The sequence below is a fragment of the Paenibacillus sp. J22P51 genome, from assembly GCF_059692215.1.
In genome coordinates this window covers 315,560-340,497 of the sequence record NZ_JCAUAZ010000006.1, presented here as the reverse complement: position 1 = coordinate 340,497, position 24,938 = coordinate 315,560, and the positions used below count along the sequence as shown (strand labels likewise).

The window sequence follows — 24,938 nt, the reverse complement described above, 5'->3', positions numbered from 1 at the left end:
TTTCATTATATCGTTGTCTTGATTCGCTCATGGACAGACACCTCTTAGATAATAGTTAAGATTATTATTACTTCTACACTAAGAGACGTCCACTTTTAATTCTAAGTGCAATCCTACAGCTATTTCTGGCCTACTTCCTCCAAATTGTCATTTAACTGGAAAAAATCCAGTTATTTGAGCCGATTTTGGTCATTCGGGGGAGATTAGGCTAATTTAACTGCAGGAAATCCAGTTAATATCTCAAAGATGGTTATTTCGGCCAATTTAACTACATGAAATCCACTTATTCCAACAGACTCTCATCAAAACGCGATATCTCCTGAAAACTCCAGTCATTTCATCCAAACTTGCCCACTCGAGCTCAATCCCACCGAATCAACTACTTGAAAGATATCTATTCCACGGGTAACACCGTCGTGCTTTCTTTTTTCTCTTTGTTCTGTGCTTTCATCAATTTATCCTTCATTTCATCCCTCATCGGTCGACGATCCTTCAGCGACATGTGCTCAGGTGTTTCTTGATACGTTTTCCTTCTGCCAATTCGGCGCAAATTTTCTGGCACTAAGTTGAATTTTTCATCTTTCATGAGTGCGATGATGCCGGTGCTTTCTGGCTGTTTCTGAATGCCATAGATCTCATTGAAATATTCATCGGCTCGGCCTGGTATATAGTTTTTCGGCTCGGGGTAGCCCACAATCACGCCTTCGTAATTACGTAGGATGACCTTATCCTGACTTTGCGAGATTAAATAGTTGGGTTGAAGCGCAATTTTCCCTCCACCGCCGGGTGCATCGACTACAAAGGTAGGTACTGCATATCCCGAGGTGTGCCCGCGAAGGGATTCAATTATCTCTAGCCCCTTCGAAACTGGCGCCCTGAAATGACCAATGCCTTCGGATAAATCACATTGATAAATATAGTACGGACGAACACGTATTTTCACAAGCTCATGCATGAGCTTCTTCATAATATACGTGCTGTCGTTGATACCAGCGAGAATCACCGATTGATTACCGAGCGGAACGCCTGCATTGGCTAGCATTTCGCAGGATTTTTTGGCTTCTTCCGTGATTTCCAAAGGATGATTAAAATGCGTGTTCAACCAAACGGGATGATATTTCTTGATAATCGAGCACAAATGCTCCGTAATTCGCTGTGGGAAAACTACAGGAGCCCTAGTCCCGATCCGAATGATCTCGACATGGGGAATCGCTCGCAAATTTTTTATAATATACTCCAAAATATTGTCGTTAATGAGCAGGCCATCCCCGCCAGAAAGCAGTACGTCACGCACCTCCGGTGTATTACGGATATAGGCGATCGCATCGTCCAATTGCTTCTTGGGTACGCCCATACCCACCTGGCCAGAGAATCGGCGCCGTGTGCAGTATCTGCAGTACATCGAGCATTGATTCGTTACCAAGAATAGAACCCTATCAGGGTATCGATGAGTTAATCCTGGAGTAGGGGAGTCTTCATCCTCGAAAAGAGGATCCTCGAGATCGTATTTGGTTTTCAATAATTCTGCGGAAATAGGCACCGATTGCATGCGAATTGGGCATCGCGGGTCATCTGGATTCATCAAAGATGCGTAGTAAGGCGTAATATTTAAAGGAATAGTCTGCGTTGAAATGCGAACGCCTTCTTCCTCCTCAGGTGTTAGATTCACTACCTTTTTCAAATCGTCTAGGGTACGAATGGTATGGGTTAGCTGCCAAAGCCAATCATTCCATTGCTCATCCGTTACATGTTTCCAAAGTTCAACTTGCTTCCAGTCACGTCGTTCCATCATTGCACCTCCAGCATGAATATCTTCTCATGAGTAGTAAGATGCAAAAAGGATGCCAACATTTCACTATACACCATGAAAATGAAAAAAGTCTCCTGTTGGGAGACTTGAGTGTTTTGTGTCGTTGGTAGTTAATGACGTTAAAAGAGAAATCCCCTTCGCCGACGAATGAGAAATCGGAAAGCTGACTTAAATAATAAGAACAACAGTGGACTTTTCTTATGAACAGGATGACGAACGGAGCGAGGCACTAAATAATTCATAGGAGTAACGTACTCTGATACAACTTCTATTTCTGCAGTTATGCCATGTGCACGGAATAGTGGCACTTCTAAAGTACTGGCGACCTCGCTTTTACTTTCTAGCAGCAAATCTATTTTTCGCTCATATTCCGTAATACGATTAGTCAGCATGAGATTCTCTTCTTTGAGTTTATTAATATGTTCATATAGTAATTTCATCGTAAGCTTCGGTTTCTCTTGTGATTCATTGGTATCTGTATGGTAAATGGGGGTTGGCAGAGTCATCACTTCTTCATCACTTTTTGCTTTGTTTACCACATTACTTCCTCCTTTTACGAATGGATTTCGCAATAAACAAGTCACGCTTTGAATGCTTGTTTATATCGTAAAGGATTTGGTGAGTGATGTTGCTCGAAAATCGTTGTCGTTTTGTAATCTTTCTTGGAGAAGAATAGGATGAAATCTCAAACTTGTATCATTTAATCATCAAGGCTTCCTACCAATCCCATAGCGGTTCAACTTATATTGCAAAGCTTGGCGCTTAATGCCTAGCGCTTGCGCCGTGAGCGTAATGTTATAGTGATGAAAAGCTAGCGCATCCGTGATCGTTTCCTTTTCCAATTGCTTAACTCTATCAGGTAATTTACTGGCAGATCGCACTGCCATTTCATCGTTCCAAGTAGCTGTAAGTATAGATGGTGACGGTATTGTATTAGGATTTCCCGCGAAATAGGCGGGGAGGTGATGTTCTTCGATCATTTCACACTCCAGCTCCATCATGTTATAGGTGGATTCGATCGCATGACTCAATTCCCGAATATTGCCAGGCCAATGATAGTTCATTAAGCATGCCAAAGCCGAAGGAGATACGCCACTAATTTTCATACCGAACATGTGGTTGAATTTTTCAATTAAGTGGGAAGTGAGGAGAGGTATATCTTCTTTTCTTTGGACAAGTGGCGGTAGGTATAAATTCACGACATTCAGCCGGTAAAAAAGATCACTGCGCAGTAAGCCCTTGGCTAAAGCTTCTTTCGGATCGATATTCATGGCAGTAATGATGCGAACATCGACTTGTTGTTCATGGGTTCCACCGACTCGCCGAACGATGCCGTCTTGGAGGACCCGCAATAATTTGGCCTGCAGAAATAAGTCCAAGCTATTTAACTCATCGAGAAAAAGCGTTCCCCCATTGGCTTGCTCAAACAATCCAGCACGGTCAATTGCCCCCGTAAACGCACCTCTTGCGGTGCCGAACATAATCCCCTCCATCAGCTCGTTGGGGACAGCTGCGCAATTTTGGGCTATAAATAAGCGGTTTCGACGGGCTCCTGCATTGTGTATGCTTTGGGCGAACAATTCTTTTCCTGTTCCGGTAGGTCCAGATATCAACACAGGCGAGCTCGTACGTGATGCCTTTTTGGCAAAGGCAATGGTTTGCTGAAAAGCTTCGCTTTGGCCAATTAAATCACTGAAATGGTAGCGAGCTGAGCTTGCATTTTTCTTATCTTTTAACGGAGATTCGTAGATTTGATGCCTGAGATCAAGAATTTGATCATGGAGATGAACAATACTAGTTATATCCTTCGCCACTTCTAAGGCCCCGATGATTTCGCCATTTTCCAATAATGGGTAAGTACTGTTAATGGTCGTAATCCTTTTCCCGGTTACACTCACATAGGTCTGAATTTTCTCTCGTATTTCAATCCCCGTTTGCAGGACTTTCATGAAAGTACTCGTTTCATTCGTTAGGGAAGGAAATAGGTCGAAGAAGTTCTTACCCACCACTTGTTCCCGCTTAAAACCATCCGTTTCAGCCATCTTCTCATTATAAAAAATGGTAATACCCTTGTTATCAATCAGGTGAACACCGACATCAATGATCGTCAACATTTGCTCAAAATATTTCGTTCCATGCTCGTTCTGCTCGGACATTATGTTCACCCGCCTCACGAAGAGTGTTCTGTGGTTCAATTAACAGCTTATGATTTATTTTTTGGAAAATGACAAGTGTGATACTGCCGAGAGTCATGGATAAGAAGTCCAAGGTTGAAAAATAAAAAAATCCTTGTTCTGAGTAAGAATTTTTCATCGTTAAATTGGGAAAAATATACAAACAATACATTAGAATGGACGCCAAAATATGAACTTTATATGGGAAGCTTTGATCATACTATTTGTTGGTTTTTGTTTGATGCGAATTGCCGGTAAAAAAACAGTTTCAGAAATGACGGGTCTTGAGATCATTACACTATTATCGATTGCATCAGTCATAGGCCATGCAATTTCTGGAGAAGGATTATGGAAGACAACCGTGATATTGACAATTTTTGTAGCCTTTCTAATTGTTGTGCAGTACCTGGCAATTAAATTCCAATGGATTGAATTCATATTTATGGGTAAGGCAACGCTCGTTATTCAAGACGGGGAAATTATACTCGAAAACATAAAAAAGTTGCGAATGTCCGTTGAACAATTAGAAACAAGGCTTAGGGAAAAAGGCATTACATCTGTGTCAGATGTAAAAGTAGCGACAATTGAAATAAGCGGTCATCTTGGATACGAGTTGATGAGACATGCAAAGCCAGTAACTATGGGAGAATTGGATAAGATTTTAGCTCAATTACACTTCATCCAACACCCGCAGAAATATAGGGAGAGTGCAAATCTGTTTGATGAGGTTATTGAATCACAAAAAAATATGTCACAGGATTAATAATTGAAGATGGCCATTCGTACATTTCACAGCTAGAAGGAGTTGCATCTACGTATGCATCTCCTCTTTTTTTGTATTTGCTTCTTTTTATGATGAAAGTGATTTCAGTGAAGGGACAGGAATAAAATAAAGGAAAAAGTATTGGTGAAATTGGCGATCTAATGAATGAAATTGATAAGAAGGTGGGTTTTCTGTGAGCACACAAGTCTATCAGCCCAAGAATCATGTCAGGTTTGTTACGGCGTCAGCTTTATTTGATGGACATGATGCTTCCATTCAAGTTATTCGAAGGATTTTACAAGCATCGGGGGTTGAAGTGATTCATCTTGGTCATAATCGCGCCGTCGATGAGGTCGTTCATGCAGCCATACAAGAAGATGTGCAAGGCATCGCTATCAGCTCATATCAAGGCGGTCATATTGAATATTTGACGTATATGTATGACCTTCTCGAGCAGCATGGTGCTGGGCATATTCGAATTTTTGCAGGCGGAGGCGGGGTCATCGTTCCCTCGGAGATCCAAAAATTACACGCTTACGGGATTGCCAAAATCTTTTCACCTGACGATGGACGTGAACTTGGACTTCAAGGCATGATTAATTACATGATTCGAGAGGTTGACAAGCCCACACCAAGGAAGCTTGCGGATGAACTCCCTGTATCGAATGAAAATCGTTGGGGGATCATCGCAGGCGCCATAACTACTGCTGAAGAAGTCGCTGAAACTGGCCCAATTACGCAATCCTTACTACAGTCTCCAAACGCACAAACCACTGCAGCAATCGCACCAGTCCTTGGCATTACTGGAACAGGAGGAGCTGGGAAGAGTACGCTCACGGATGAATTGGTTCGGCGCTTTCTCGCGCAATACCCAGATAGAAGCTTAGCCATTATATCGATCGATCCCTCTAAAATGAAAACAGGCGGCGCACTCCTTGGTGACCGGATTCGTATGAATGCTGTGAACAGCCCTCGGGTCTATATGCGAAGCTTAGCAACTCGGCGAGCAAAATCAGAATTGAGTCTTGCAACCAAAGAAGCCATACAAGTGGTCCAAGCTGCTGGCTATCATTTGGTGATCGTCGAAACGAGCGGGATTGGACAAGGGGACTCCGCCATTGTGGAGCTATGCGATGTTTCGATGTATGTCATGACAAGTGAATTTGGTGCAGCGTCTCAACTGGAGAAAATAGACATGATCGATTACGCTGACGTTATTGTCATTAATAAGTTTGAACGACGCGGTTCGGAAGATGCATTACGCGATGTGCGCAAACAATTTCAGCGGAGCCACGGCTTATTTGACAAACCTGCTGAGGAAATGCCTGTGTTTGGCACGATTGCCAGTCAATTCAATGACCCTGGAACAAATGTACTATTTGCCAAAGTCATGAGGCTAGTTGAGGATAAAACAGGCGGTGATTGGCCAACAGATGAACCGGCGAACATTCAACCTGTTACTACAAAGAATGTCATCATTCCACCTGACCGAACCGGTTATCTCGGTGAAATTGTGCAAACGGTCCGACAGCATAAGAAGTTCTCAGCTCAGCAGGTCAAAATAGCACGTAAGCTATTTCAACTGCAAGGAACGAAAGAGATCATGATGTCAGATCACCATGGGCAAGCGGAGACCACAGAGGAATGGCAAATTGTGATTGCAAAGTTGAACGAAAGATTAGCACATTATACGACCATGCTTGATCCAGAATGTAGGAAGTTGCTACAAGAATGGCCGCTAATTCGTCAAGCCTATTCACAGGGTCAACTTGTCACCCATGTTCGTGATCGAGAAATGATAACAGTTATGTTTACCGAATCGCTCTCCGGTACTCAGATTCCCAAGATCAGCCTGCCGAAGTATGAAGATGATGGTGAAATCCTTGGTTGGCTGCTGAAGGAAAACTTACCAGGATACTTTCCTTATACGGCTGGTGTGTTTCCATTTAAACGGACTAATGAAGAACCTAAGCGCCAATTTGCTGGAGAAGGAACACCTGAGCGCACCAACCGTCGATTCCATTATCTCTGTCAAAATGATGAGGCGAAGCGATTGTCGACGGCTTTCGACAGTGTTACCTTGTACGGGCAAGATCCTGACTATCGCCCTGATATATATGGAAAAATAGGCAACAGCGGAGTGAATGTATGTACTTTCGCTGATATGAAAAAACTGTTCTCAGGGTTCGATTTATGCCATCCATCCACTAGTGTTTCCATGACCATTAATGGACCTGCACCCATGATCTTGGCCATGTTCATGAATACTGCGATTGAGCAGCAAGTGGATTTCTATGTACAGAAACACGGCAATCAACCGACTGCCGAGGCATATGAGCAAATAAAGGCATGGACGCTTCAAACCGTTCGCGGCACCGTACAAGCGGATATTCTAAAAGAAGATCAAGGGCAAAATACTTGTATTTTTTCTACAGAATTTGCATTGAAAATGATGGGAGACATTCAGCAATACTTTATTGAGCATAAGGTGCGTAATTACTACTCCGTAAGTATTAGCGGCTATCATATTGCAGAAGCGGGAGCGAATCCCATAACGCAATTGGCTTTCACAATGGCGAATGGATTTACCTTTCTCGAATATTATTTGAGCCGTGGGATGCGTATCGACGATTTTGCGCCGAACCTCTCCTATTTTTTCAGCAATGGTTTGGACCCCGAATATACCGTCATGGGAAGAGTCGCTCGGCGGATATGGTCAACCGTCATTCGAAATAAATATGGCGGGAATGAGAGAAGTCAGAAGCTAAAGTATCACATTCAAACATCAGGTCGCTCATTACATGCGCAAGAAATGGACTTTAATGATATTCGTACCAGCTTGCAGGCGCTCATGGCTATATATGATAATTGCAACTCGTTGCACACGAACGCCTATGATGAAGCGATTACGACGCCGACAGAAAATTCCGTACGCAGAGCGATGGCGATTCAATTGATCATCAATAAGGAATATGGCTTGACGAAGAACGAGAATCCGCTTCAAGGTTCTTTTATCGTGGATGATTTAACCGATCTCGTGGAAGAAGCCGTATTAGCTGAATTCGAGCGAATTCATGAGCGGGGCGGTGTATTAGGTGCCATGGAAACACAATATCAACGTGGCAAGATCCAAGAAGAATCCCTTACCTACGAGCACAAGAAGCATGCTGGAGTGCTGCCGATCATTGGCGTGAATACCTTCATAAAACCAAATGCAGTTAACGATGCGGTGGAAATAGAGTTGGCACGCTCAACAGTAGAAGAGAAAGAAACGCAGATTCTTGGGCTTCACGCATTCAAGGAACAACATAAGTCGGCATGTCCTGCAGCTCTGGAGCGATTAAAGCAAACGGCCCGCAACAATGGGAACCTTTTCGAAGAACTCATGGAAACGGTTAAGGTGGCATCCCTAGGGCAGATCACATCAGCATTGTATGAAGTCGGCGGACAGTATCGGAGGAATATGTAGGAATTAGAGGTCAATAAATTCATGTGGCTCTCTCGTCCATTCCATGATATATATGAAATGACTCAAATTTGTTGAATGGAGTGAGATGAATGAGAATCGCCACACAATTGTATACGCTTCGCAGCTATTTACAAACCCCACAGGACATTAGCGAAAGCTTGAAAAAAGTGAAGCATATGGGGTACCAGGCCGTACAAGCATCAGGAGTCGGACCTATCGGCATTCATGAATTTAAAGCGCTTACGGATCAAGAAGGCTTGACCATTTGCGCAACTCACATCGGTTACAACGATTTATTAAACGATATGGATTCCGTCATTGAGAAGCATTTGGCATGGAATTGCAAGTATGTCGGCTTAGGCAGTCTCCCGCCTGAATTTCGAGAGACCAGCCAAGGCTACGCAGCTTTTGCCAAACAAGCATCAGAATTCGGGAGACAACTGAAAAGTGCTGGTTTACAGTTCATCTATCATAATCACGACTTTGAGTTTGCCAAATATGACGGAAAGACTGGCATGGAGATTTTACTTGAAGAGTCGGACCCAACTTCCGTAGATTTTGAACTAGACGTGTATTGGGTGCAAGCTGGCGGAGCTGATCCGATCGACTGGATTCGCAAGGTGGACGGACGAATGAAGGTTGTTCATTTCAAGGACATGATGATTACTCCGGATCGGAAACAACGCTTTGCGGAAATCGGCGAAGGGAATATGAATTTCAAAGGTATTATTCAAGCCTGCGAGGAGATCGGTGTAGAGTGGGCCGCGGTAGAGCAGGATGACTGTTATGACCGTAATCCTTTCGAAAGTTTGGAGATCAGCTTTGCTAATCTTGCAAAATTAGGCATGGAAGCTTAGCTGTTCAGATATAAGATGAAGAAAGCCCGCGATCCAAGGTGGGTTTTCTTTTGTTCAATCAAGCTTGTCTAATCATGTGTTCTAACCGCAAAGCGGCTGAGTATATTTTTAGGGAAGGTTTTGGAGCTGCTTGGGGAGGTTGATCCGATTGCACGCGTATTTCTTACTATGGTTTCTCCTTTCGGGGGGCTGGGCACAGCCGGGACAGCAGGGAAACCCGTTGGATTCAATTTGTTCAAATACAAATGTAAGCGCAACCAAAAGTTCGCAAATCGACATGAAATCAATCCATTACACGAACAAAGCACTTTTCTTAACCTATCATCATCTGGATGATCAGGAATCGTTCATCACCATTACTCCCACCAAATTTAAACAGCATCTGCAAGCTTTAAAAGATAAGCACTATAACGTAATCACGATTGAAGATTATGCTTGCTTCCATGCACATCGGAAAGCCTTACCTCCTAATGCGGTTGTTATCACTTTTGATGATGGATACAGATCCTTTTATGAGAAGGCATTTCCGTTGCTTAAGCAAATGGGGTATCCAGCGACGAATTTCCTTATTTTAAGTGATGTTGAATCTGACAATCCTTCCTTGCCATTTCTGTCTTGGAATCAAATTCTAGAAATGAAACGCGAAGGCTATAGCTTTTACTCACATACCTATGATCTTCATCAGAAAAAACGTGATGAGGCAGGGAATTTAGTGCCACCATTGACTAATCAGCTCTTCCTACCCAAGGAGAACCGAGTGGAATCGGAAGAAGAGAGAAAGCAGCGTGTGAAAGAAGATTTGCTGTTGGGTGAGGCATTTCTGAAGACGAAGCTTCACAATCAGTTTTCGTTTCTCTGTTTCCCATTAGGGGAATACAATCAGTCAGTTATCCAGGACGCGAAACAGATTGGATTTACGTTGTTTTTCACAACAAGAGAAGGCATTAATACAGGCAACAGTGAAGAAATCACACGTATAAGTGCAGGAATGCCGTATGTTTCCTCTGACATTTTGCTCAAAAAAATGCAGCTTTATGATCAGAAGTAGTTATCATTCGATAGAATGCCCGAACATTCATACACAAAAAGCTTAGTCTGCCGGTCAGTGCCGCACAAACTAAGCTTTTTTAGTGACTAACCCGCAGTTTGTTCTTCTAACTTATCCTCCTGCATGCTGGGTCTGTTCTTGGGTCTATACACACCGAGCATCATGCCTGTACCTAGTGCTGTACATTCAAGTGGTTGATCCGCGATGTGTACGGCGACGCCAGTCTCTGCGCGAATACGCTCATCGATCCCTTCCAGTAACGCGCCGCCTCCGCAAAGTAGTATCCCTTGTTCCATTACATCGCCTGCAAGTTCGGGTGGGCAAAGCTCCAGGGTCGCCCGAATCGCTTCGATCAATGCACCTAAGAAATCATTAACCACGGTGTAAATTTCACTCGAGACCAAGCGGATTGAACGGGGTAAGCCATCTACCAAATCACGTCCTCGAATGTCAAGCGTACGTTCATCCGTTGAAGCTATTGCAGTCCCAATTTGTTTCTTAATGAGTTCCGCGGTTGGTTCACCGATTTCCATGTTATATTGTCGTTTCACATAGTCCATAATGTCACGATCAATCGATAAACCTCCCCGGTTTATCGTATGACTTGCGACAATACCTCCGAGCGATAAGACGGCTACTTGGCTCGTTCCACCACCAATATCGAGTACTAAGTGACCAATAGGCTCGTCTAGCATAAGTCCTGCACCGAGTGCTGCCGCAATTGGTTCCTCTACAGCAATCGCTTTTTTGGCGCCTTTATGGACGATTGTTTCTTCAATCGCACGCTTTTGCACATTCGTAATACCACAAGGAACGGTAATATAAATTTGCGAGCTGCGTAGAAAAGAGGGACGACCTTGAATCTTTTTTATAAAATATTTCAACATGATGCTTGTCTTGTCAAAATTAGCGATGACACCATTTTGTAAAGGGTACGTGATATCCACATGGGCAGGAGCACGACCAATCATCGCTTGTGCTTCAGCACCTGCGGCCAGCAACTCACCTGTATTTAGATGAAAGGCGACTACCGATGGTTCATTAAGCACAATCCCTTTTCCTTTTTCGAAAATAACGGTGTTGGATGTACCTAAATCAATTCCATATAACTTATCAAACTGCTTGAACATTACTTATTTCCTCCTCAGATTGTAGTTAGGCATGGCTTGGAGGTGGCATTCACGTCTGTATAGTATTCTTGTTATAACTCGGATTTAAGGGGGCGCATGCCAAATTACCAGAAAAATGTAGTTTATAGAAGGGAATAATTGTCATAAAAATAGCATTATTTGTAATAGTCACTTTAGCCAATTATTGGATGAATTGATTATTAGGAGGACTTACCGGAGTAACCACGAATACCTAAATAATCCAATTCTGAGGTATAAACGAAGGTGAAGGTGGAAGTATGAAAACAACCATCCCTGATCGATATAAACTGGTATTAGGTGTAATGCGTCAATGTGGTATTATGGATTAGCTGAATGAATATCTAATTGATAGAAAAATGTAAAATCATCTCATGATACGAGGGACTAACAATGAGTTTAAACATAAAATCGGTTATCGAAGCGTTAATAGCCCCGGTCGGAAGGCTCGAGCAAACCGTCGATACACTAAAATTCGGCAATCCTGATACAGAGGTAACTGGGATTGTGATCGCTTTCATGCCGACGCAATTTGTCATTGAGCAAGCCATACAGCGTGGAGCGAATTTAATTATTTCGCATGAAGGGCCATTCTTTTCACACCATGATGATAGCTTAAAGCTTGAGAATGACCTCGTATATGAGGAAAAAAGACAACTGCTGGAAGCATCGGGCATCGCGTTATTCCGGTTCCACGATTATATGCATCGCTATAAGCCGGATGGTGTCATGGAGGGGCTAATTCAGGAGCTCGAATGGGAGCCTTTCGTACAAGAGCATTATGCTGCGTCCTCCATCGTGCAAATTCCCTATGAAACGGTAAGAGGAATTGCTGAACATGTAAAGGACCGCCTCGGTATTGCTTATGTAAGAGCACACGGTGATCTTGGTATGGCGTGTACGAAGATCGGTTTGCTCGCGGGCTATCGAGGCGGAGCTCAGAATGCGCTTCCACTTTTTGAAAAAGAGCAACTGGATCTTATTATTTATGGTGAAGGCCCGGAATGGGAAACGCCTGAGTACGTACGGGATGCTGTATTTCAAGGAAGGCACAAGGCATTGATTGTTCTTGGGCATGCGGAGAGTGAAGAGCCGGGAATGAAGCTGCTAGCTAATAATCTTACAAACAGGTACCCCGAGATTCCTGTTCATTACATCAAAGAACGTCCGATTTTCCAGGTTGTATGAGTTGTGATGTTTATAAAGTAAAGGAGCAGTTGCCGCGGCAGTCTGTTCTTTTTATCGTTAAGGGAATTATGGATTTTACAACAACTTTTCATATGAAAAGGGAAATTATCCCAATCCTGACACTGGAAATGGTAGTATGGAGATATGGTTAAATTTTCAATAAGCACCATTCATTCAATCCGTTATTGAAATAGCGAGAAAATCGATAGACAATAATATTAAAGTCTAACCTGTGGAGATTTTGGTAGATGAACTTAAATGATATTCTAAAACACATAAATAATAACTTTCCTAATTTCGGTAATGAAATTCACCTGAGATTCGAATTAGGCGAGCCATTCAAAAATGGAACTGATGAAAGAATGCAACAAGTGGTATATAGAGTCACTACTTTGTTCGATAAAGTATTCGCTCAAAGTGAAGAACTATTCGTTGTGATTAAGGATTGGGAATCTCATTTCGATCCGATGTTTGGTAATACCACTCCTGCGTATGTTTATGATCTATTTGGAGAAATGAATTATGAACAACAAACGTTAATTGAAACAGACGAGGAAGAAGATGAGGACGGAAATACAATACATATCAATAAAGAATGTGATTTGAGAGTATATAAACTTAGGGTTTCTAATATCCCATATAGAGATATCCTTGTAGGTATTGGAAATTATGAACAAGGCCGAGAACCTTCGATTGGACAAAGCGTATATTTTTTGGATGTGAAGAGGAATCTCATATTCCACATGTATGATGACAGAGGTTGCATCATTCACTCAACTTCTACACGCCAGCTGAAAGAAATCTATTTAGCATTTAACGACTGGTTAGTTGATTATTGGCGAGAGTATTTTGTGCGCTTATTTGAAAGTAAATGAGTACTATCAGAGCACGAAGATGAGGTGAAAGTGTATGGAATACATCAGGGATTACGCTATGTATGCATCGGTATTTGGCATGTTTAGTTTTGTTTGGTTCGGTTGGGCACAAGAACGTCCCAGATCTAGCTGGCGAATATATATTGGGATTGCATCTGGTATTGCGCTATTGGTTTGCTTATTGGGTGTCTATTTAAGCGTGAAGAACTGGGATGCACCATCCGCTTTGAATGAGGCGTCCGCTTTTCGCAATTATTTGATTTCGTTTTATGCTGAATTTGTTGTGGCTGGTGCGGGAGCTTTTGTACTAATCAGAACGAAGCGCAAAGCATATATCGCTCCTTGGGTCGCTTTTGTTGTTGGCATTCATTTTATTAGCTTGAAAAGCGTATTCGATGATCCCAGCTTATGGATTCTTGCGACGCTTATGGTTGTTGTCTCGATTGTTGCCGTATTTGTGTCACCCAAGCTCCAAGTGGCGAGCAGCGCGATTACGGGCATTGGTGCCGGCACGGTTTTATTTGGATTTGCCCTGTTAGGATTGATACGATTTATGGCCATACAGTAATCAGTCAAGCACCTCCCTTGCTCGTATACACATACACTGTAATAACTTAGAATACATTATTCTAAGCAGCGGTGATGAGGAGGGGTACATGTGAGATACACAGTGCAATATATACCTCTAAGCAAAATTAAGCAGGAAGGCAACATTACGAAGACTTCACAACGAAAGAAAGAGTTCAAAAAAGTTGCCCAGGATCTTATGCACCTTTTGATTGTGTATAAAAGCAGAAAAGATGGCGGGTATATCATCCAAGATGGCCATCAGCATTTCGATTTCATAAAAAAGCACACCAATAAAAATCGAGCAGTATGTCTCGTAGAGGAGAGCAAACTATCCGATAATTTTGGAAAACTGGTTCAACGATTCCGAAAACGACAACTGCCTTTTGAAGTTCCCTATCTCAAACCAGATCGGATTGAAGTTAACAGCTGGAATATCATTCGTAAATTTCTGAAACGTGAACCCCGCTTTCAAAAGTTGTCCCATAGACAGCAATTGAAGGTGCTTCGGTTAGGTATTCAATATAGGAAAACAACCGTTCAATCGATGCAAGCAAAAGTAGAAGAATTATTAAAAAAGATGGTTATCTGATTATATAATAAAAATAAGTAACTTTAGTGGAGGAGCTGCTTAATGTGGCTCTTTTTTGATTTCGTTGAAGTATACAGATTTTACTTGAAAGACATGAATGGTAAAATAGGATTTGAGATTGGTATTATTTTGCGAGATATGAAGGAGGCAAATATATAATGAAACTTCGCTGTGCGATATTAGATGACTACCAGCAAGTAGCGATGACTGCCACAGATTGGTCCCGAATTATGGACAAAGTGGAGGTCAAGAGCATAGATCGGCATATTGATGAACCGGATGAATTGATTGAACAGATCGCCGACTGTGAAATTGTCGTGATTATGCGTGAACGGACGCCTTTCCGCGCTTCGCTGCTTGCCAAGCTTCCCCGCTTGAAGCTGCTCATTACCACAGGTATGCGCAATGCATCGATCGACATGACCGCTGCTGCGTCGCAAGGCATTATCGTTTGCGGCACGGGAGGTGCTGGCAACGCAACCGCAGAGCTCACATGGGCATTGATTTTGGGGCTTGCGCGCAACATTGTGCAGGAGCATGGCGCGATTCGCAGCGGTCAGTGGCAAAGCACGATTGGAACGGATTTGTACGGCAAGACGCTTGGCGTACTTGGACTCGGCAAACTAGGCAGCAAGATCGCCAAATTTGGCCAAGCATTCGGTATGGATGTGATGGCGTGGAGCCAGAACTTAACGATAGAGCGGGCTGACGAAGTTGGCGTGAGATTAGCTGCTTCCAAAGAGGAACTTCTTGAGAGCAGCGACTTTGTATCTATCCATCTTGTATTAAGCGACCGAACAAGAGGACTGATTCAAGCGGCAGATCTAAAGCGAATGCGTCCTTCCGCATATCTGATCAATACGTCACGCGCACCGATTGTGGATCAGTCTGCACTTGCTGAGGCTTTGCAAAACGGCTGGATCGCCGGCGCAGCGGTAGATGTTTTCGAGGTGGAGCCATTGCCGAAAGACGATATCTACCGGTCGCTTCCGAATCTTCTCACGACACCACATATTGGTTATGTATCGAAAGCGAATTATGAAGCATTTTATAAAGATGTTGTTGAAGATATTGAAGCTTTTCTAGCGGGATCGCCAGTCCGAACGCTTGCTTGAATAAACTCTCCAGTCATTTTCATGCGGGTAGGGTAGGGTAGGGATGCCCAAGGACGCAGCTTGATTAGTAGCGTTTCTAGCCACGGATGATGCCGTATGGATAACGGGTCAAGTGTTGCATTCCACTATTGGCTTTCACTAATTTGCATACGAACACAAACAGATACCCCCAGCATGCCGGGGGTATCTGTTTGCGCTTATTCCAAAGCGTTTTCAAGATTCTTAAATTGATTAGAAAACATCCGGGAATACGTGCCGTCTTGACTCATCAACGAGCTGTGATTGCCTTGTTCAGCGATCTCGCCACGATCAATGACCATAATCGTATCTGCGTCCCGAATTGTATTCAAGCGATGCGCAATAATGAAGCTTGTGCGCCCCTTCATGATGGAGAGAAGGGCTTCCTGAATATGAAGCTCCGTCCGCGTATCAATGCTGCTTGTTGCCTCATCCAGAATGAGAATGGAAGGATCCGCCAGTATGACACGCGCTATTGCAAGCAATTGGCGCTGCCCTTGACTTAAATTACCGCCGTTCTCGGAAAGCAGCGTATCGTAACGCTTGGGCAGTCGGCTGATGAAGGTGTCTGCATTCGCAAGCTTTGCTGCAGTAACTACTTCAGCATCCGTCGCGTCAGGTTTACCGTATTTGATGTTCTCTTTAATCGTACCTGAGAACAGATAGGTATCCTGCAGCACGATACCAAAGCTGCGGCGCAGACTATCACGGGTATAAGATTTGATATCCCGTCCGTCTATCAAGATCGTGCCGCTTGTCGCATCATAGAAACGGGTCACCAGATTAACGATTGTCGTCTTGCCTGCGCCTGTGGGGCCAACGAGTGCAAGGCTGCTGCCTGCTGGCACCTCGAAACTGACTTGCTTGATAATCGGCATATCCGGACGATAACCGAAGGTTACGTCCTGGAAGGTGACTTGACCGATTGGCTTGTGAAGCTCAATAGCCCCAGCTTCATCTTCCACTTCCTCTGCCTCGTCCAACACCTCAAAGGCACGTTCTGCCCCTGCAACGCCAGACTGCAGCACGTTATATGTGTTCGCGATTTCATTCAGCGGTCTAACAAATTGGCGCGAATAGCTCAGGAAACTCGCAATGACGCCGACTGTGATGTGGCCTTTGACGGCCAGAACGCCGCCGACAATGGCAACGGAGGAAAAGCCAATGTTATTGATGACGCTAAGAAGCGGCATCAGAAAACCCGACCAGATTTGCGCCTTCAAGCCAACCTCATACAATCGACCATTCACACTATTGAATTCATCGATCGCTTTTTTCTCTCGATTGAAAGCTTTGACTACAAGAAGTCCAGTAATCGTTTCTTCAATATGTCCATTCAGCTTGCCAAGCTGTGCCTGCTGTTCTTTGAATAGCACGCTGGTACGCTTTGTTATAGTTCTTGCTAACAAGAACACGAGCGGAACAGTAATGAGGCTCGCCAGAGTCAAGGTGGGGCTTAGAATCAGCATCATCACTAAGGAACCGACAATAGCGATTGAACCTGACATTAACTGCGTTGTCGATTGCGAGATCGAGTTGCTTACGTTATCAATGTCGTTCGACAGCCGACTCATGATATCACCATGCGATCGGCCATCAAAAAAAGCAAGAGGCAGCTTTTGCAGTTTCGCAAACATCGTTTGCCGAAGTCTCTTCACTACGCGTTGTGCAAGTCCAGCCATGACCCAGCTCTGCAAAAAGGTAAGCCCGCCATCAGCGATGTATGTGGAAATCAGAACGATTAAAACCACATCCAGGACGTTATAATCAACTTGGCCTCCAGCCATCGCATCTACGGCTACACCTATGAGATAAGGTCCGGCCAGCGTCAAAGCAGAGTCTGCAATAATAAAAAGAAAAACAATTGTCAGCCATTTTCGTTCCGTATTTAAATAAGACCAGAGACGGCGGAGGGTGCCTTTAAAATTCTTGGGCTTGACGGCCGGAGTGCGTCCACCCCTCGATAGAGGTCCCGTGATCATTGGAACGTCAGGGGTTTGTTGACGCGATCCTTCATTCGGCTTTGACATGATTAGGCAGCTCCTTTCCGAATTGGGATTGACATATTTCTACATAGACACGACAGCTCTTCATTAATGACTCGTGAGTACCGATGCCGACAATTTCACCATCGTCCATGACTACGATTTTATCCGCATCCATAACGGAGGTAATGCGCTGCGCAATGATCAAACACGTGACACCTGATGCGAATTCTTTGAGGGATTTTTTGATTTTCGTCTCAGTCGCAGTATCTAATGCGCTTGTACAATCATCGAGAATCAGAATGTCTGGTTTCCGAACGAGTGCACGGGCGATAGAGAGTCGCTGCTTCTGGCCGCCGGACAAGTTCACGCCTCGCTGACCTAGCCTTGTTGCAAAGCCTTCGGGGTACGCAGCAATAAAACTATGCGCTTCTGCCATAGTTGCGGCGTGCGTAATCTCATCGTACGTTGCATGTTCGTGGCCCCATCGCAAGTTCTCTTCAATCGTGCCGCTGAATAGAATTGTTTTCTGCGGCACGATGGCAATACGATCTCGCAGCTTGACAGGGTCCAACTGACGGATGTCAACACCATCCACGCGGATCGAGCCAGAGCTTGTATCATAGAAACGGGGGACAAGACTCACGAGGCTGCTTTTACCAGATCCAGTGGAGCCGATAATTCCTATCGTTTCACCGGGAAGGCACGTCAAATTGATATTTCTCACAACAGGTTCTCCTGAGGCTCCTTCATAAGCAAACGAAACATTCACAAAGTCTATCCGGCCTCCCGGACGATGGACAGGAAGTGCAGAGCCGTCATCCCACGTCATTTCATTCACCGTACTGAAAACTTCACCGATCCGATTGGCGGATGCTTTAGCTCGAACGAACATGTTGAACACCATTGAAATCGTCATCAATGCAAACAATATTTGCGTCATGTAGTTGACGAATGCGACGATATGCCCGACTTGCATCTGTTGGTGATCAACCCGCGAGGCGCCAAGCCATAGTACTGCAACAATACCGAAATTTACAGTCAACAGGATAGAGGGGTTAAAGATAGCTAGCAGCCTTGTCACCTGAATCGATTTGTTTTGGTAATCTGTATTGGACTTCTGAAACTTATCCGCTTCGTGGTCGAAGCGATTGAAGGCTTTGACAACACGAACACCGGATAAATATTCCCGCATGACCCTATTAACGCTGTCCAATGCCTTCTGAACACCAACAAAGCGGGCAAAACCTACTTTTAAGTTCAAGGCCACGAGCACACCTACGATTGGAACCACGATTAGAAGCACGACAGACAGTTGCGGATTGAGACGCACAGCCATAATCAAACTCCCGATACAGAGGAGAGGCGCTTTTACAAAAATACGCATAAGGCCATTCACAAAATTTTGCACTTGTGTCACATCGTTCGTTAATCGCGTAATTAATGATGCGCGTTCGAATTGATCGAGATTCGTGAATGAGAGCGATTGGATTTTTTTAAATAAATCCCTTCTAAGCTCCGTACCGAATTTCTGTGAAACATGGCTGGCCACAATATTTCTAAGCGATGCTGAGACAGCCCCGAAGGCAGTAATCATCAGCATAACGCCGCCCATCCTTAATACATAATCAAGCCGTTTCTCCGCAACGCCAACGTCCAAAATATGAGACATGATCGTCGGTTGAAGCAAATCCGCAAGCGCTTCCATGCTAACAAAAAAGACAGCAACTAGAAATAGCTTCCAGTGCTTACTGACATACTTCTTCATAAAACCCATCGTGCACACTCCTTTTTCCCTGGTCAAACTCTACTTTGAACGATACTCCCATTTGGGCAAATTGTCATCCATAAATGCTAAATGGGTTGATTGAAATTCTCTATATCAAATGTTAATCTAATCCCAATTGCAAATGGAGTAACATTATTATGAGAATTGATTCACATCCCTACCCAAGTGTTGGAAGCCGTATTAAAATGAGATGGGGGAGGAGTGACTAAGAATGGGTTATCAATCGAAGTTCAGAGAGCACTCATTCAGCAAAAAAACAGACTGCCTGAATGATTATCGGGCAGCCTGTTCAAATAACGAGCAGATTAGCTTATGTGGTTCTATTATTTATCATTCGTAATCAGCCCATGGTTGTCGAGTCGACTCTACTGTCTCCCCGGATTTAATAGCTTGCTCAATCAGCATGCCGATATAGTGATCCTGAGAAGCTTCTGGAAGACCATAAAACCCGGGGCCACCCTCCGCATAAACCGCCATTTTCTTCAAGCATTCGGCAATAGCAATTTCATCGTCATAGAGCCTAGCAGGCACGTATGGGTTTTCGTATACCCAACGTTCCCCCGCCATAATACCTTTCAGAAAATAGCCTTCTGCGTTCTCATACTCGCCTTTATTGATGCGCTTTAATTCCATTTGAATCTGTGTGCAAGAAGGATCTTGAATGCTAATCCGATTATCGAATATTTCCCCGCGTTCCCCCCTGATACATAAGTGGTTTGAACGGGTCCATGAACGATGTTGATCTTTAGTGAAATCGTAAATCCCTAGCTTTCCGCCAAAATCCAACCAAGCAATATCTCTCTCTGATTTGATTAATTTATCTTCTGTAGGCGGACCACCGCGGTTCGGACCAGCAACCCAATCCGATTCAAATCTCATTCCCTTAATACGGACATCGTCAAAGCGGACTCCTAACATTTTCCGAATTAAGCTTACTGCATGATATAACTGAGAAATGGATACGGTCACTTGATTTACATTGCCTAACTGTCCAGACTTAATAATCGTATGCCGGGCTTCTTGTATAGGTTGGAATTGATATTGTTCGGCAACTTGAATTCGCGCGCCTTGACGGGTAAGCTTGTCGTGCAGTTGCAATAATCCTTCTAGATTAGGTGCAGGAGGAGTTTCTGTAAGTACAGGAATTCCTCGTTCCGCCAATTGCAGCATATAATCGCTAGCAGCCGATACTTGAATAGAAAGTACAACAAAGTCCGGTTGTTCATTTGCCAAGAGTTGATCCAGTGTTCGATAAACAGGCACTTTCCATAAGTCTTCCATCTCTTTGCCCTTGGATTCGTCACGAATAACCATTCCACTAACACAAAATTGTTCAGGAAGTGCCTGTGCAATTCTTAGAAAATATTGTGCGCGAAAGCCTCCGCCGCCTATGATACTGAATGTTATTGGTTTCCCCATCAATCACACCGCCTTCTTCAGTCGTAGCTTCGTTTTATCAAATATAAATTGCATAGTCAAGCTGAACGTTAGTTCGTCGATAGTGTCAAATAACGATATGTAATATTAAAAGGCTGCCATAAAGGCAGCCTTTGTGTTTCTATCGATAATTTTTATGATTAGAATACGGGTCCACAAGGGAAAAATGGCCTTCTATCTACAAGGAAAATAGCTAATAAATCAAACAGAACTAAAGGAAGGATGAAAGGGAGGAATGAGATTTGCGCATCCTTACCATTACGTGTCTGTTTTAAATAGACTTTATTATTGTCCACTTTCACAATCGTTCCTTTAAATGTGCCTTGTGTCGTTCTGATCATAACTTCTCGATTGAGGTACTTTTTACAAATCAAATAGGATTCTGAGCGTTTCAAAATGAATACCCCCTTTCTAGCTTTATTAATCTAGTATATGTCCGTCCAGTAGAACTAGTGTGTGTATACACAACTATTAATTTGGGGGAAAGGTAGAGAGGTTGACTGTACACTGCAAATTATCTTTGCATGAGATGATCGATATAATAATCTTGTGTCTTTTAAGTAACCTAAGCCATCGCCAATAACCCTCAGGAGAATGCTCCTGAGGGTTTTGTAGTCAGAATCTGATCTGCAACGAAAGAGGAACTTTACAGCCATTCCCCTTTTGCGACTTGTATCGTTTTGCCACCAACATGAATGATAATGCGCTCATCTTCCTTGTATGCTCGTTGATATAGGATAGAAGGACGCTTTATTTCGAAGCCTTGTTCCACACGAATATCAATGGAATCTTTGCCGAAGTAACGATGTTTGATTAAATAACCAGCTAAATCGCCATTCGCACTGCCAGTAGCAGGGTCTTCGGGAGCGCCATAATAATCTCCGAAAACTCTAGAGTTTAAATGATTGTCATTGTGATACGTCTCCGGGCAAAAGACAAGTACCATCTTAGCTGTCAGCCGTTCGATTAGGCGGAAATATAACTCACGATTCACTTTGCATGTTTTTATTGCTTCAAGATTTTTGAGCGGCACGATGAGCGCTGCCAAACCTGTTGAAACCTCTTGAATGGGAAAACGGGTATCGATGGACGAGATGGGTAAGCCAAGCATATTTGCGACAGCTTCTGCATCCACGACTTCGCCAAAAATCGGTTGCTGCTGCTGCATCCAAGCCATACCGATCCTATTTGTATCGAAAGTGACAGGAATGGTTCCTACTTTAAGCTTCAACCTAATCTGTTCGACTGGGTTTTTAATGATCTCATTTTGAATGACGAAAGCTGTTCCCAAAGTTGGATGACCCGCGAATGGAACTTCTTCGCTTGGTGTGAATATGCGGACATCGTATCCTTCTGCCGTGAGCTCATCGGACAAAATAAACGTTGTTTCAGAAAAATTCATTTCACGAGTGATCGCGAGCATTTCTTCGGAAGTTAGCTGCGCTGCATGCCTGAATACAGCGAGTTGATTGCCTTCATATTTGTTTTCGGCGAATACATCAACAATAGAAAAAGTAAGCGGCTTAACGGACATCTCTTCAGCTCCTATGGACGAATTCATATAACAAGTCTAACATACATTTGTCCAAATCCAATCCTCATCGAGAGCCTGACCCCCTGAAATCGAAAAATTCGACGAATCGTTATAAAAGCTATGCAGAAGGAGTGAATTACGATGGCGAATAATTACAAACGTTTCTTTCAAAATCAATTTGATAAAGCGAAAGCTACCGCATCTGAGTTCATTTCATCAAGAAGTGAAGAACAAAAAGAGAATACGATTGAACTCAATCCGCAATATGTTGTTGAGCTGCAAGCAATCGCAGAAATGCAGCATACAAACGTGCAAGCGATTGTCAATGGAATCATTGTCCAATACTTGGCAAGCGCACCCTACGAATTACCCCCTATCACAGTGGATCAAAAAGAAGATAACCCGCTTCTGTATTTGGATGGAATATGTAAAATAGAGGATTAAGGAGTGCTGACAGATGGAAGATCGCTTGAATACACAGGATGCTATTTTCATAGATGATACAGCGTTAGCCGCGCTTATGAACCCCGAGGACCCCAGGTATGCGAAAGCCCGTTCCTTGTTTCTGGATTTTCATGATCTTGAACGTAATTACGTAACGACCAATTCCATTATATTTGATCTACACGAATGGCTTCGCAACGAATACAGCTATGAGCAGGCAGAATATTTTCTGAACGCAATTGAAAAAGCAGTGAGTAAAGGCAAGTTGGCGGTCATCTCCAGCGGCCACGAATTTGAGAGAGAATCGCGCAGACTGATTATGGACAGACCCGAGCTCCGTTTCTCACTCAGCGAAGCACTTACTGCTGTGACCATGTCCTATTATCAAGTAAAACGCATCTTTACTTTCAATCGCAATTTCAAGATGATGGTCAATTTGGATAAGGATATTCGGATCATTCCATCCAATTAAAAGATTTAGCTAGAAGGGCTGCCGCGTGGCAGCCCTTTTTCACTCCGCTACTAGGCACCATTTCAGCGATTAGCCATCAGCTTCCTCATATTGAACGGACTGCCATACTTTGATCAAGCCTTCGCTTATCGTTTCAATAACTACTTTATCGGTAAAATATCGGTGATGCGACGCAATGCCCAAACCGAATAGCAACACTCTGGAGACTACTTTGAACAACTGCTTGATTCGATTAGAAATCAGAGGAAAGATCGATAAGGGAAGAGTGATAACTAGGAGTAGGAGAGATAAAATCTTCCGCAACATGGTGTTACTCTCGAGCTGCACGTCCTTCACGTCCAGGTTTACATTTTGATTGAATTGTGAAATGGGATAACCCATAATATCGCGATCATAATACATATTTACCCATTCCCCGTAGCGATACCGGTCTGTTTCTTTGGCAGGGATTTGGATGGATTTTTCATCAGAATGCATAAATCTTAAGCTGAAGAGTGAGATCGGACTGCCTAGTGAATAAAATGAGGCGATTGTTTGGCAAACTTCGAGATGATTACTTTCCACGGGAGGAACAACGTTTTGATGATATTGCATGTCGTAAATATAATTACTGGATACAACGGTCCCGAGGCTATGCGCGATAACGCAGACGGGAGCATCCGGCCCAACCTTACAACGGAGTTGATGGAGCGATTCTGCAATTCTTTGATGGATTGCCGTATACGTTGAGTTCGCTATTTGGCTGTCATCCGTTCTATTGGAACCGAGGACGTCAACCGCGTATTTAACTATAAATGATCTGGCATAATCAAATTCAAATTCATCTTCAAACTCTTCTTTCATTGTTTTCCTTACTATATCTTTTCTTACCTGGACGATATCCGCCCAGACAACCTCTTCGAATACAAAATCCCGTATAGAGATTTCTATACCTGCAAGCTCGGCAAGTCGTTTGCGGAGCAATAATTGCATAGGCTTTGAGTATCCCATCTTTTTCTTGCCCATCCCATGGATGATCAAGATCCCCACCTGTTTTTTCATCGTCTTTTCACTCCATTCCATGACAATTAATGAAGGATATTTATGGGAAATGCCGAATTTTTAACGAAACCAATACCAATTAACAAAAGTGAGGAAGAAGATGAATATAGTTCTAATAGGTATGTCTGGAGCTGGCAAAAGTACTTTAGGTGTGTTGCTTGCAAGAGCTCTAGGCATGGAATTTGTGGATACAGATATTGTTATACAGCAGCGTGAAGGTAGGTTGTTACAAGATATCATTGATCATGATGGTATTGAGAAATTTATGGAAGTTGAAGAAATGATTGTGTCTGAATTGCAATTAATGAATTGCGTAATATCTACCGGTGGAAGCGTTATATATTCTGAAAAAGCAATGAATGTCCTTAAGCAGGGGGGACAGATTATTTATTTACATGTGCCATTTGAAGAAATTAAAAGGAGGCTAAACAACATAACAACCAGGGGCATTGTAATAAAAAAAGGATATAGTCTTAAGGACGTTTACGAGGAAAGAGTACCTTTATACAGATCGTATAGTGATAGCACGCTAGATTGCTCAAATAAGGATATAGAACATTGTGTTAGTGAAATTATTGCGAAAGTACACGAACGTGAATCCTAGCAAAAGGA

The 24,938-nt window shown here is 43.3% G+C and carries 22 protein-coding genes; 12 read left to right on the top strand and 10 right to left on the bottom strand.

Annotated elements, in window-relative coordinates:
- Window positions 1-394: 394 nt before the first annotated feature.
- The 3 genes from kamA to AC58QC_RS16205 form a co-directional block, all read right to left on the bottom strand.
- Window positions 395-1,789 carry a lysine 2,3-aminomutase gene (gene kamA, locus AC58QC_RS16215; protein ID WP_497416152.1) on the bottom strand — a complete coding sequence of 465 codons (1,395 nt, stop codon included), beginning with the start codon at window positions 1,787-1,789 and terminating at the stop codon, window positions 395-397.
- A 140-nt stretch (window positions 1,790-1,929) separates the two neighbouring features.
- Window positions 1,930-2,349 carry a hypothetical protein gene (locus tag AC58QC_RS16210; protein WP_497416151.1) on the bottom strand — a complete coding sequence of 140 codons (420 nt, stop codon included), beginning with the start codon at window positions 2,347-2,349 and terminating at the stop codon, window positions 1,930-1,932.
- A gap of 168 nt (window positions 2,350-2,517) precedes the next feature.
- Window positions 2,518-3,966, bottom strand: coding sequence for a sigma-54 interaction domain-containing protein (locus AC58QC_RS16205; RefSeq protein WP_497416150.1), 1,449 nt, complete (start codon window positions 3,964-3,966; stop codon window positions 2,518-2,520).
- A gap of 208 nt (window positions 3,967-4,174) precedes the next feature.
- Here AC58QC_RS16205 and AC58QC_RS16200 point away from each other — a divergent pair, with 208 nt between their 5' ends.
- From AC58QC_RS16200 to AC58QC_RS16185, 4 genes are all read left to right on the top strand, one after another.
- Entirely contained in the window at window positions 4,175-4,747 is a 573-nt protein-coding gene (locus tag AC58QC_RS16200) for a DUF421 domain-containing protein (protein ID WP_497416149.1), read from the top strand.
- Between the two features lie 193 nt (window positions 4,748-4,940).
- Complete coding sequence (gene icmF / locus AC58QC_RS16195) at window positions 4,941-8,216, top strand: fused isobutyryl-CoA mutase/GTPase IcmF (RefSeq protein ID WP_497416148.1); 3,276 nt, start codon at window positions 4,941-4,943, stop codon at window positions 8,214-8,216.
- An 89-nt stretch (window positions 8,217-8,305) separates the two neighbouring features.
- Entirely contained in the window at window positions 8,306-9,073 is a 768-nt protein-coding gene (locus AC58QC_RS16190; RefSeq protein WP_497416147.1) for a sugar phosphate isomerase/epimerase family protein, read from the top strand.
- A 148-nt stretch (window positions 9,074-9,221) separates the two neighbouring features.
- Window positions 9,222-10,121 carry a polysaccharide deacetylase family protein gene (locus AC58QC_RS16185; RefSeq protein ID WP_497416146.1) on the top strand — a complete coding sequence of 300 codons (900 nt, stop codon included), beginning with the start codon at window positions 9,222-9,224 and terminating at the stop codon, window positions 10,119-10,121.
- A gap of 86 nt (window positions 10,122-10,207) precedes the next feature.
- Here AC58QC_RS16185 and AC58QC_RS16180 read toward each other — a convergent pair whose 3' ends face one another.
- The gene (locus AC58QC_RS16180; RefSeq protein WP_497416145.1) at window positions 10,208-11,251 is read right to left on the bottom strand and encodes a rod shape-determining protein; all 1,044 of its coding nucleotides are present in this window, start codon (window positions 11,249-11,251) and stop codon (window positions 10,208-10,210) included.
- Between the two features lie 411 nt (window positions 11,252-11,662).
- Between AC58QC_RS16180 and AC58QC_RS16175 the strand changes: the two genes are divergently transcribed.
- The 5 genes from AC58QC_RS16175 to AC58QC_RS16155 all read left to right on the top strand — a co-directional run bounded on the left by AC58QC_RS16175 (window position 11,663) and on the right by AC58QC_RS16155 (window position 15,606).
- Window positions 11,663-12,457, top strand: coding sequence for a Nif3-like dinuclear metal center hexameric protein (locus AC58QC_RS16175; protein ID WP_497416144.1), 795 nt, complete (start codon window positions 11,663-11,665; stop codon window positions 12,455-12,457).
- A gap of 248 nt (window positions 12,458-12,705) precedes the next feature.
- Window positions 12,706-13,332, top strand: coding sequence for a DUF3885 domain-containing protein (locus AC58QC_RS16170; protein ID WP_497416143.1), 627 nt, complete (start codon window positions 12,706-12,708; stop codon window positions 13,330-13,332).
- A gap of 34 nt (window positions 13,333-13,366) precedes the next feature.
- Window positions 13,367-13,900, top strand: coding sequence for a hypothetical protein (locus AC58QC_RS16165; RefSeq protein WP_497416142.1), 534 nt, complete (start codon window positions 13,367-13,369; stop codon window positions 13,898-13,900).
- A gap of 90 nt (window positions 13,901-13,990) precedes the next feature.
- Complete coding sequence (locus AC58QC_RS16160; protein WP_497416141.1) at window positions 13,991-14,491, top strand: hypothetical protein; 501 nt, start codon at window positions 13,991-13,993, stop codon at window positions 14,489-14,491.
- Window positions 14,492-14,649: 158 nt separating this feature from the next.
- The gene (locus tag AC58QC_RS16155; protein ID WP_497416140.1) at window positions 14,650-15,606 is read left to right on the top strand and encodes a D-2-hydroxyacid dehydrogenase family protein; all 957 of its coding nucleotides are present in this window, start codon (window positions 14,650-14,652) and stop codon (window positions 15,604-15,606) included.
- Window positions 15,607-15,803: 197 nt separating this feature from the next.
- Here the strand turns inward: AC58QC_RS16155 and AC58QC_RS16150 are convergent, their stop codons facing one another.
- The 5 genes from AC58QC_RS16150 to AC58QC_RS16130 all read right to left on the bottom strand — a co-directional run bounded on the left by AC58QC_RS16150 (window position 15,804) and on the right by AC58QC_RS16130 (window position 22,369).
- Entirely contained in the window at window positions 15,804-17,606 is a 1,803-nt protein-coding gene (locus AC58QC_RS16150) for an ABC transporter ATP-binding protein (RefSeq protein ID WP_497416169.1), read from the bottom strand.
- A 31-nt stretch (window positions 17,607-17,637) separates the two neighbouring features.
- A complete protein-coding gene (locus AC58QC_RS16145) occupies window positions 17,638-19,386 on the bottom strand; it encodes an ABC transporter ATP-binding protein (protein WP_497416139.1) in 1,749 nt (582 codons plus the stop codon).
- Between the two features lie 342 nt (window positions 19,387-19,728).
- Window positions 19,729-20,817 carry a Gfo/Idh/MocA family protein gene (locus AC58QC_RS16140; protein WP_497416138.1) on the bottom strand — a complete coding sequence of 363 codons (1,089 nt, stop codon included), beginning with the start codon at window positions 20,815-20,817 and terminating at the stop codon, window positions 19,729-19,731.
- A 158-nt stretch (window positions 20,818-20,975) separates the two neighbouring features.
- A complete protein-coding gene (locus tag AC58QC_RS16135; protein WP_497416137.1) occupies window positions 20,976-21,230 on the bottom strand; it encodes a hypothetical protein in 255 nt (84 codons plus the stop codon).
- Between the two features lie 251 nt (window positions 21,231-21,481).
- Window positions 21,482-22,369 carry a PhzF family phenazine biosynthesis protein gene (locus tag AC58QC_RS16130; RefSeq protein ID WP_497416136.1) on the bottom strand — a complete coding sequence of 296 codons (888 nt, stop codon included), beginning with the start codon at window positions 22,367-22,369 and terminating at the stop codon, window positions 21,482-21,484.
- A 141-nt stretch (window positions 22,370-22,510) separates the two neighbouring features.
- Between AC58QC_RS16130 and AC58QC_RS16125 the strand changes: the two genes are divergently transcribed.
- Together AC58QC_RS16125 and AC58QC_RS16120 are read left to right on the top strand one after the other, a co-directional pair.
- The gene (locus AC58QC_RS16125) at window positions 22,511-22,813 is read left to right on the top strand and encodes a hypothetical protein (protein ID WP_497416135.1); all 303 of its coding nucleotides are present in this window, start codon (window positions 22,511-22,513) and stop codon (window positions 22,811-22,813) included.
- 13 nt (window positions 22,814-22,826) lie between these two features.
- The gene (locus tag AC58QC_RS16120) at window positions 22,827-23,285 is read left to right on the top strand and encodes a type II toxin-antitoxin system VapC family toxin (RefSeq protein ID WP_497416134.1); all 459 of its coding nucleotides are present in this window, start codon (window positions 22,827-22,829) and stop codon (window positions 23,283-23,285) included.
- 69 nt (window positions 23,286-23,354) lie between these two features.
- Here AC58QC_RS16120 and AC58QC_RS16115 read toward each other — a convergent pair whose 3' ends face one another.
- Window positions 23,355-24,326 (bottom strand): hypothetical protein, encoded by a 972-nt coding sequence (locus AC58QC_RS16115; protein ID WP_497416133.1) that lies wholly within the window; start codon window positions 24,324-24,326, stop codon window positions 23,355-23,357.
- Between the two features lie 100 nt (window positions 24,327-24,426).
- Here AC58QC_RS16115 and AC58QC_RS16110 point away from each other — a divergent pair, with 100 nt between their 5' ends.
- Window positions 24,427-24,930, top strand: coding sequence for a shikimate kinase (locus tag AC58QC_RS16110; RefSeq protein WP_497416132.1), 504 nt, complete (start codon window positions 24,427-24,429; stop codon window positions 24,928-24,930).
- The last annotated feature ends 8 nt before the right edge of the window (window positions 24,931-24,938 follow it).

What these genes read in the sequence shown, in the direction of transcription:
- kamA (WP_497416152.1), bottom strand. Translation starts at nt 1,789, where the DNA reads ATGGAACGACGTGACTGGAAGCAAGTTGAACTTTGGAAACATGTAACG.
- AC58QC_RS16205 (WP_497416150.1), bottom strand. Translation starts at nt 3,966, where the DNA reads ATGTCCGAGCAGAACGAGCATGGAACGAAATATTTTGAGCAAATGTTG.
- AC58QC_RS16200 (WP_497416149.1), top strand. Translation starts at nt 4,175, where the DNA reads ATGAACTTTATATGGGAAGCTTTGATCATACTATTTGTTGGTTTTTGT.
- AC58QC_RS16190 (WP_497416147.1), top strand. Translation starts at nt 8,306, where the DNA reads ATGAGAATCGCCACACAATTGTATACGCTTCGCAGCTATTTACAAACC.
- AC58QC_RS16180 (WP_497416145.1), bottom strand. Translation starts at nt 11,251, where the DNA reads ATGTTCAAGCAGTTTGATAAGTTATATGGAATTGATTTAGGTACATCC.
- AC58QC_RS16175 (WP_497416144.1), top strand. Translation starts at nt 11,663, where the DNA reads ATGAGTTTAAACATAAAATCGGTTATCGAAGCGTTAATAGCCCCGGTC.
- AC58QC_RS16170 (WP_497416143.1), top strand. Translation starts at nt 12,706, where the DNA reads ATGAACTTAAATGATATTCTAAAACACATAAATAATAACTTTCCTAAT.
- AC58QC_RS16165 (WP_497416142.1), top strand. Translation starts at nt 13,367, where the DNA reads ATGGAATACATCAGGGATTACGCTATGTATGCATCGGTATTTGGCATG.
- AC58QC_RS16155 (WP_497416140.1), top strand. Translation starts at nt 14,650, where the DNA reads ATGAAACTTCGCTGTGCGATATTAGATGACTACCAGCAAGTAGCGATG.
- AC58QC_RS16150 (WP_497416169.1), bottom strand. Translation starts at nt 17,606, where the DNA reads ATGATCACGGGACCTCTATCGAGGGGTGGACGCACTCCGGCCGTCAAG.
- AC58QC_RS16145 (WP_497416139.1), bottom strand. Translation starts at nt 19,386, where the DNA reads ATGGGTTTTATGAAGAAGTATGTCAGTAAGCACTGGAAGCTATTTCTA.
- AC58QC_RS16140 (WP_497416138.1), bottom strand. Translation starts at nt 20,817, where the DNA reads ATGGGGAAACCAATAACATTCAGTATCATAGGCGGCGGAGGCTTTCGC.
- AC58QC_RS16130 (WP_497416136.1), bottom strand. Translation starts at nt 22,369, where the DNA reads ATGTCCGTTAAGCCGCTTACTTTTTCTATTGTTGATGTATTCGCCGAA.
- AC58QC_RS16125 (WP_497416135.1), top strand. Translation starts at nt 22,511, where the DNA reads ATGGCGAATAATTACAAACGTTTCTTTCAAAATCAATTTGATAAAGCG.
- AC58QC_RS16120 (WP_497416134.1), top strand. Translation starts at nt 22,827, where the DNA reads ATGGAAGATCGCTTGAATACACAGGATGCTATTTTCATAGATGATACA.
- AC58QC_RS16115 (WP_497416133.1), bottom strand. Translation starts at nt 24,326, where the DNA reads ATGAAAAAACAGGTGGGGATCTTGATCATCCATGGGATGGGCAAGAAA.
- AC58QC_RS16110 (WP_497416132.1), top strand. Translation starts at nt 24,427, where the DNA reads ATGAATATAGTTCTAATAGGTATGTCTGGAGCTGGCAAAAGTACTTTA.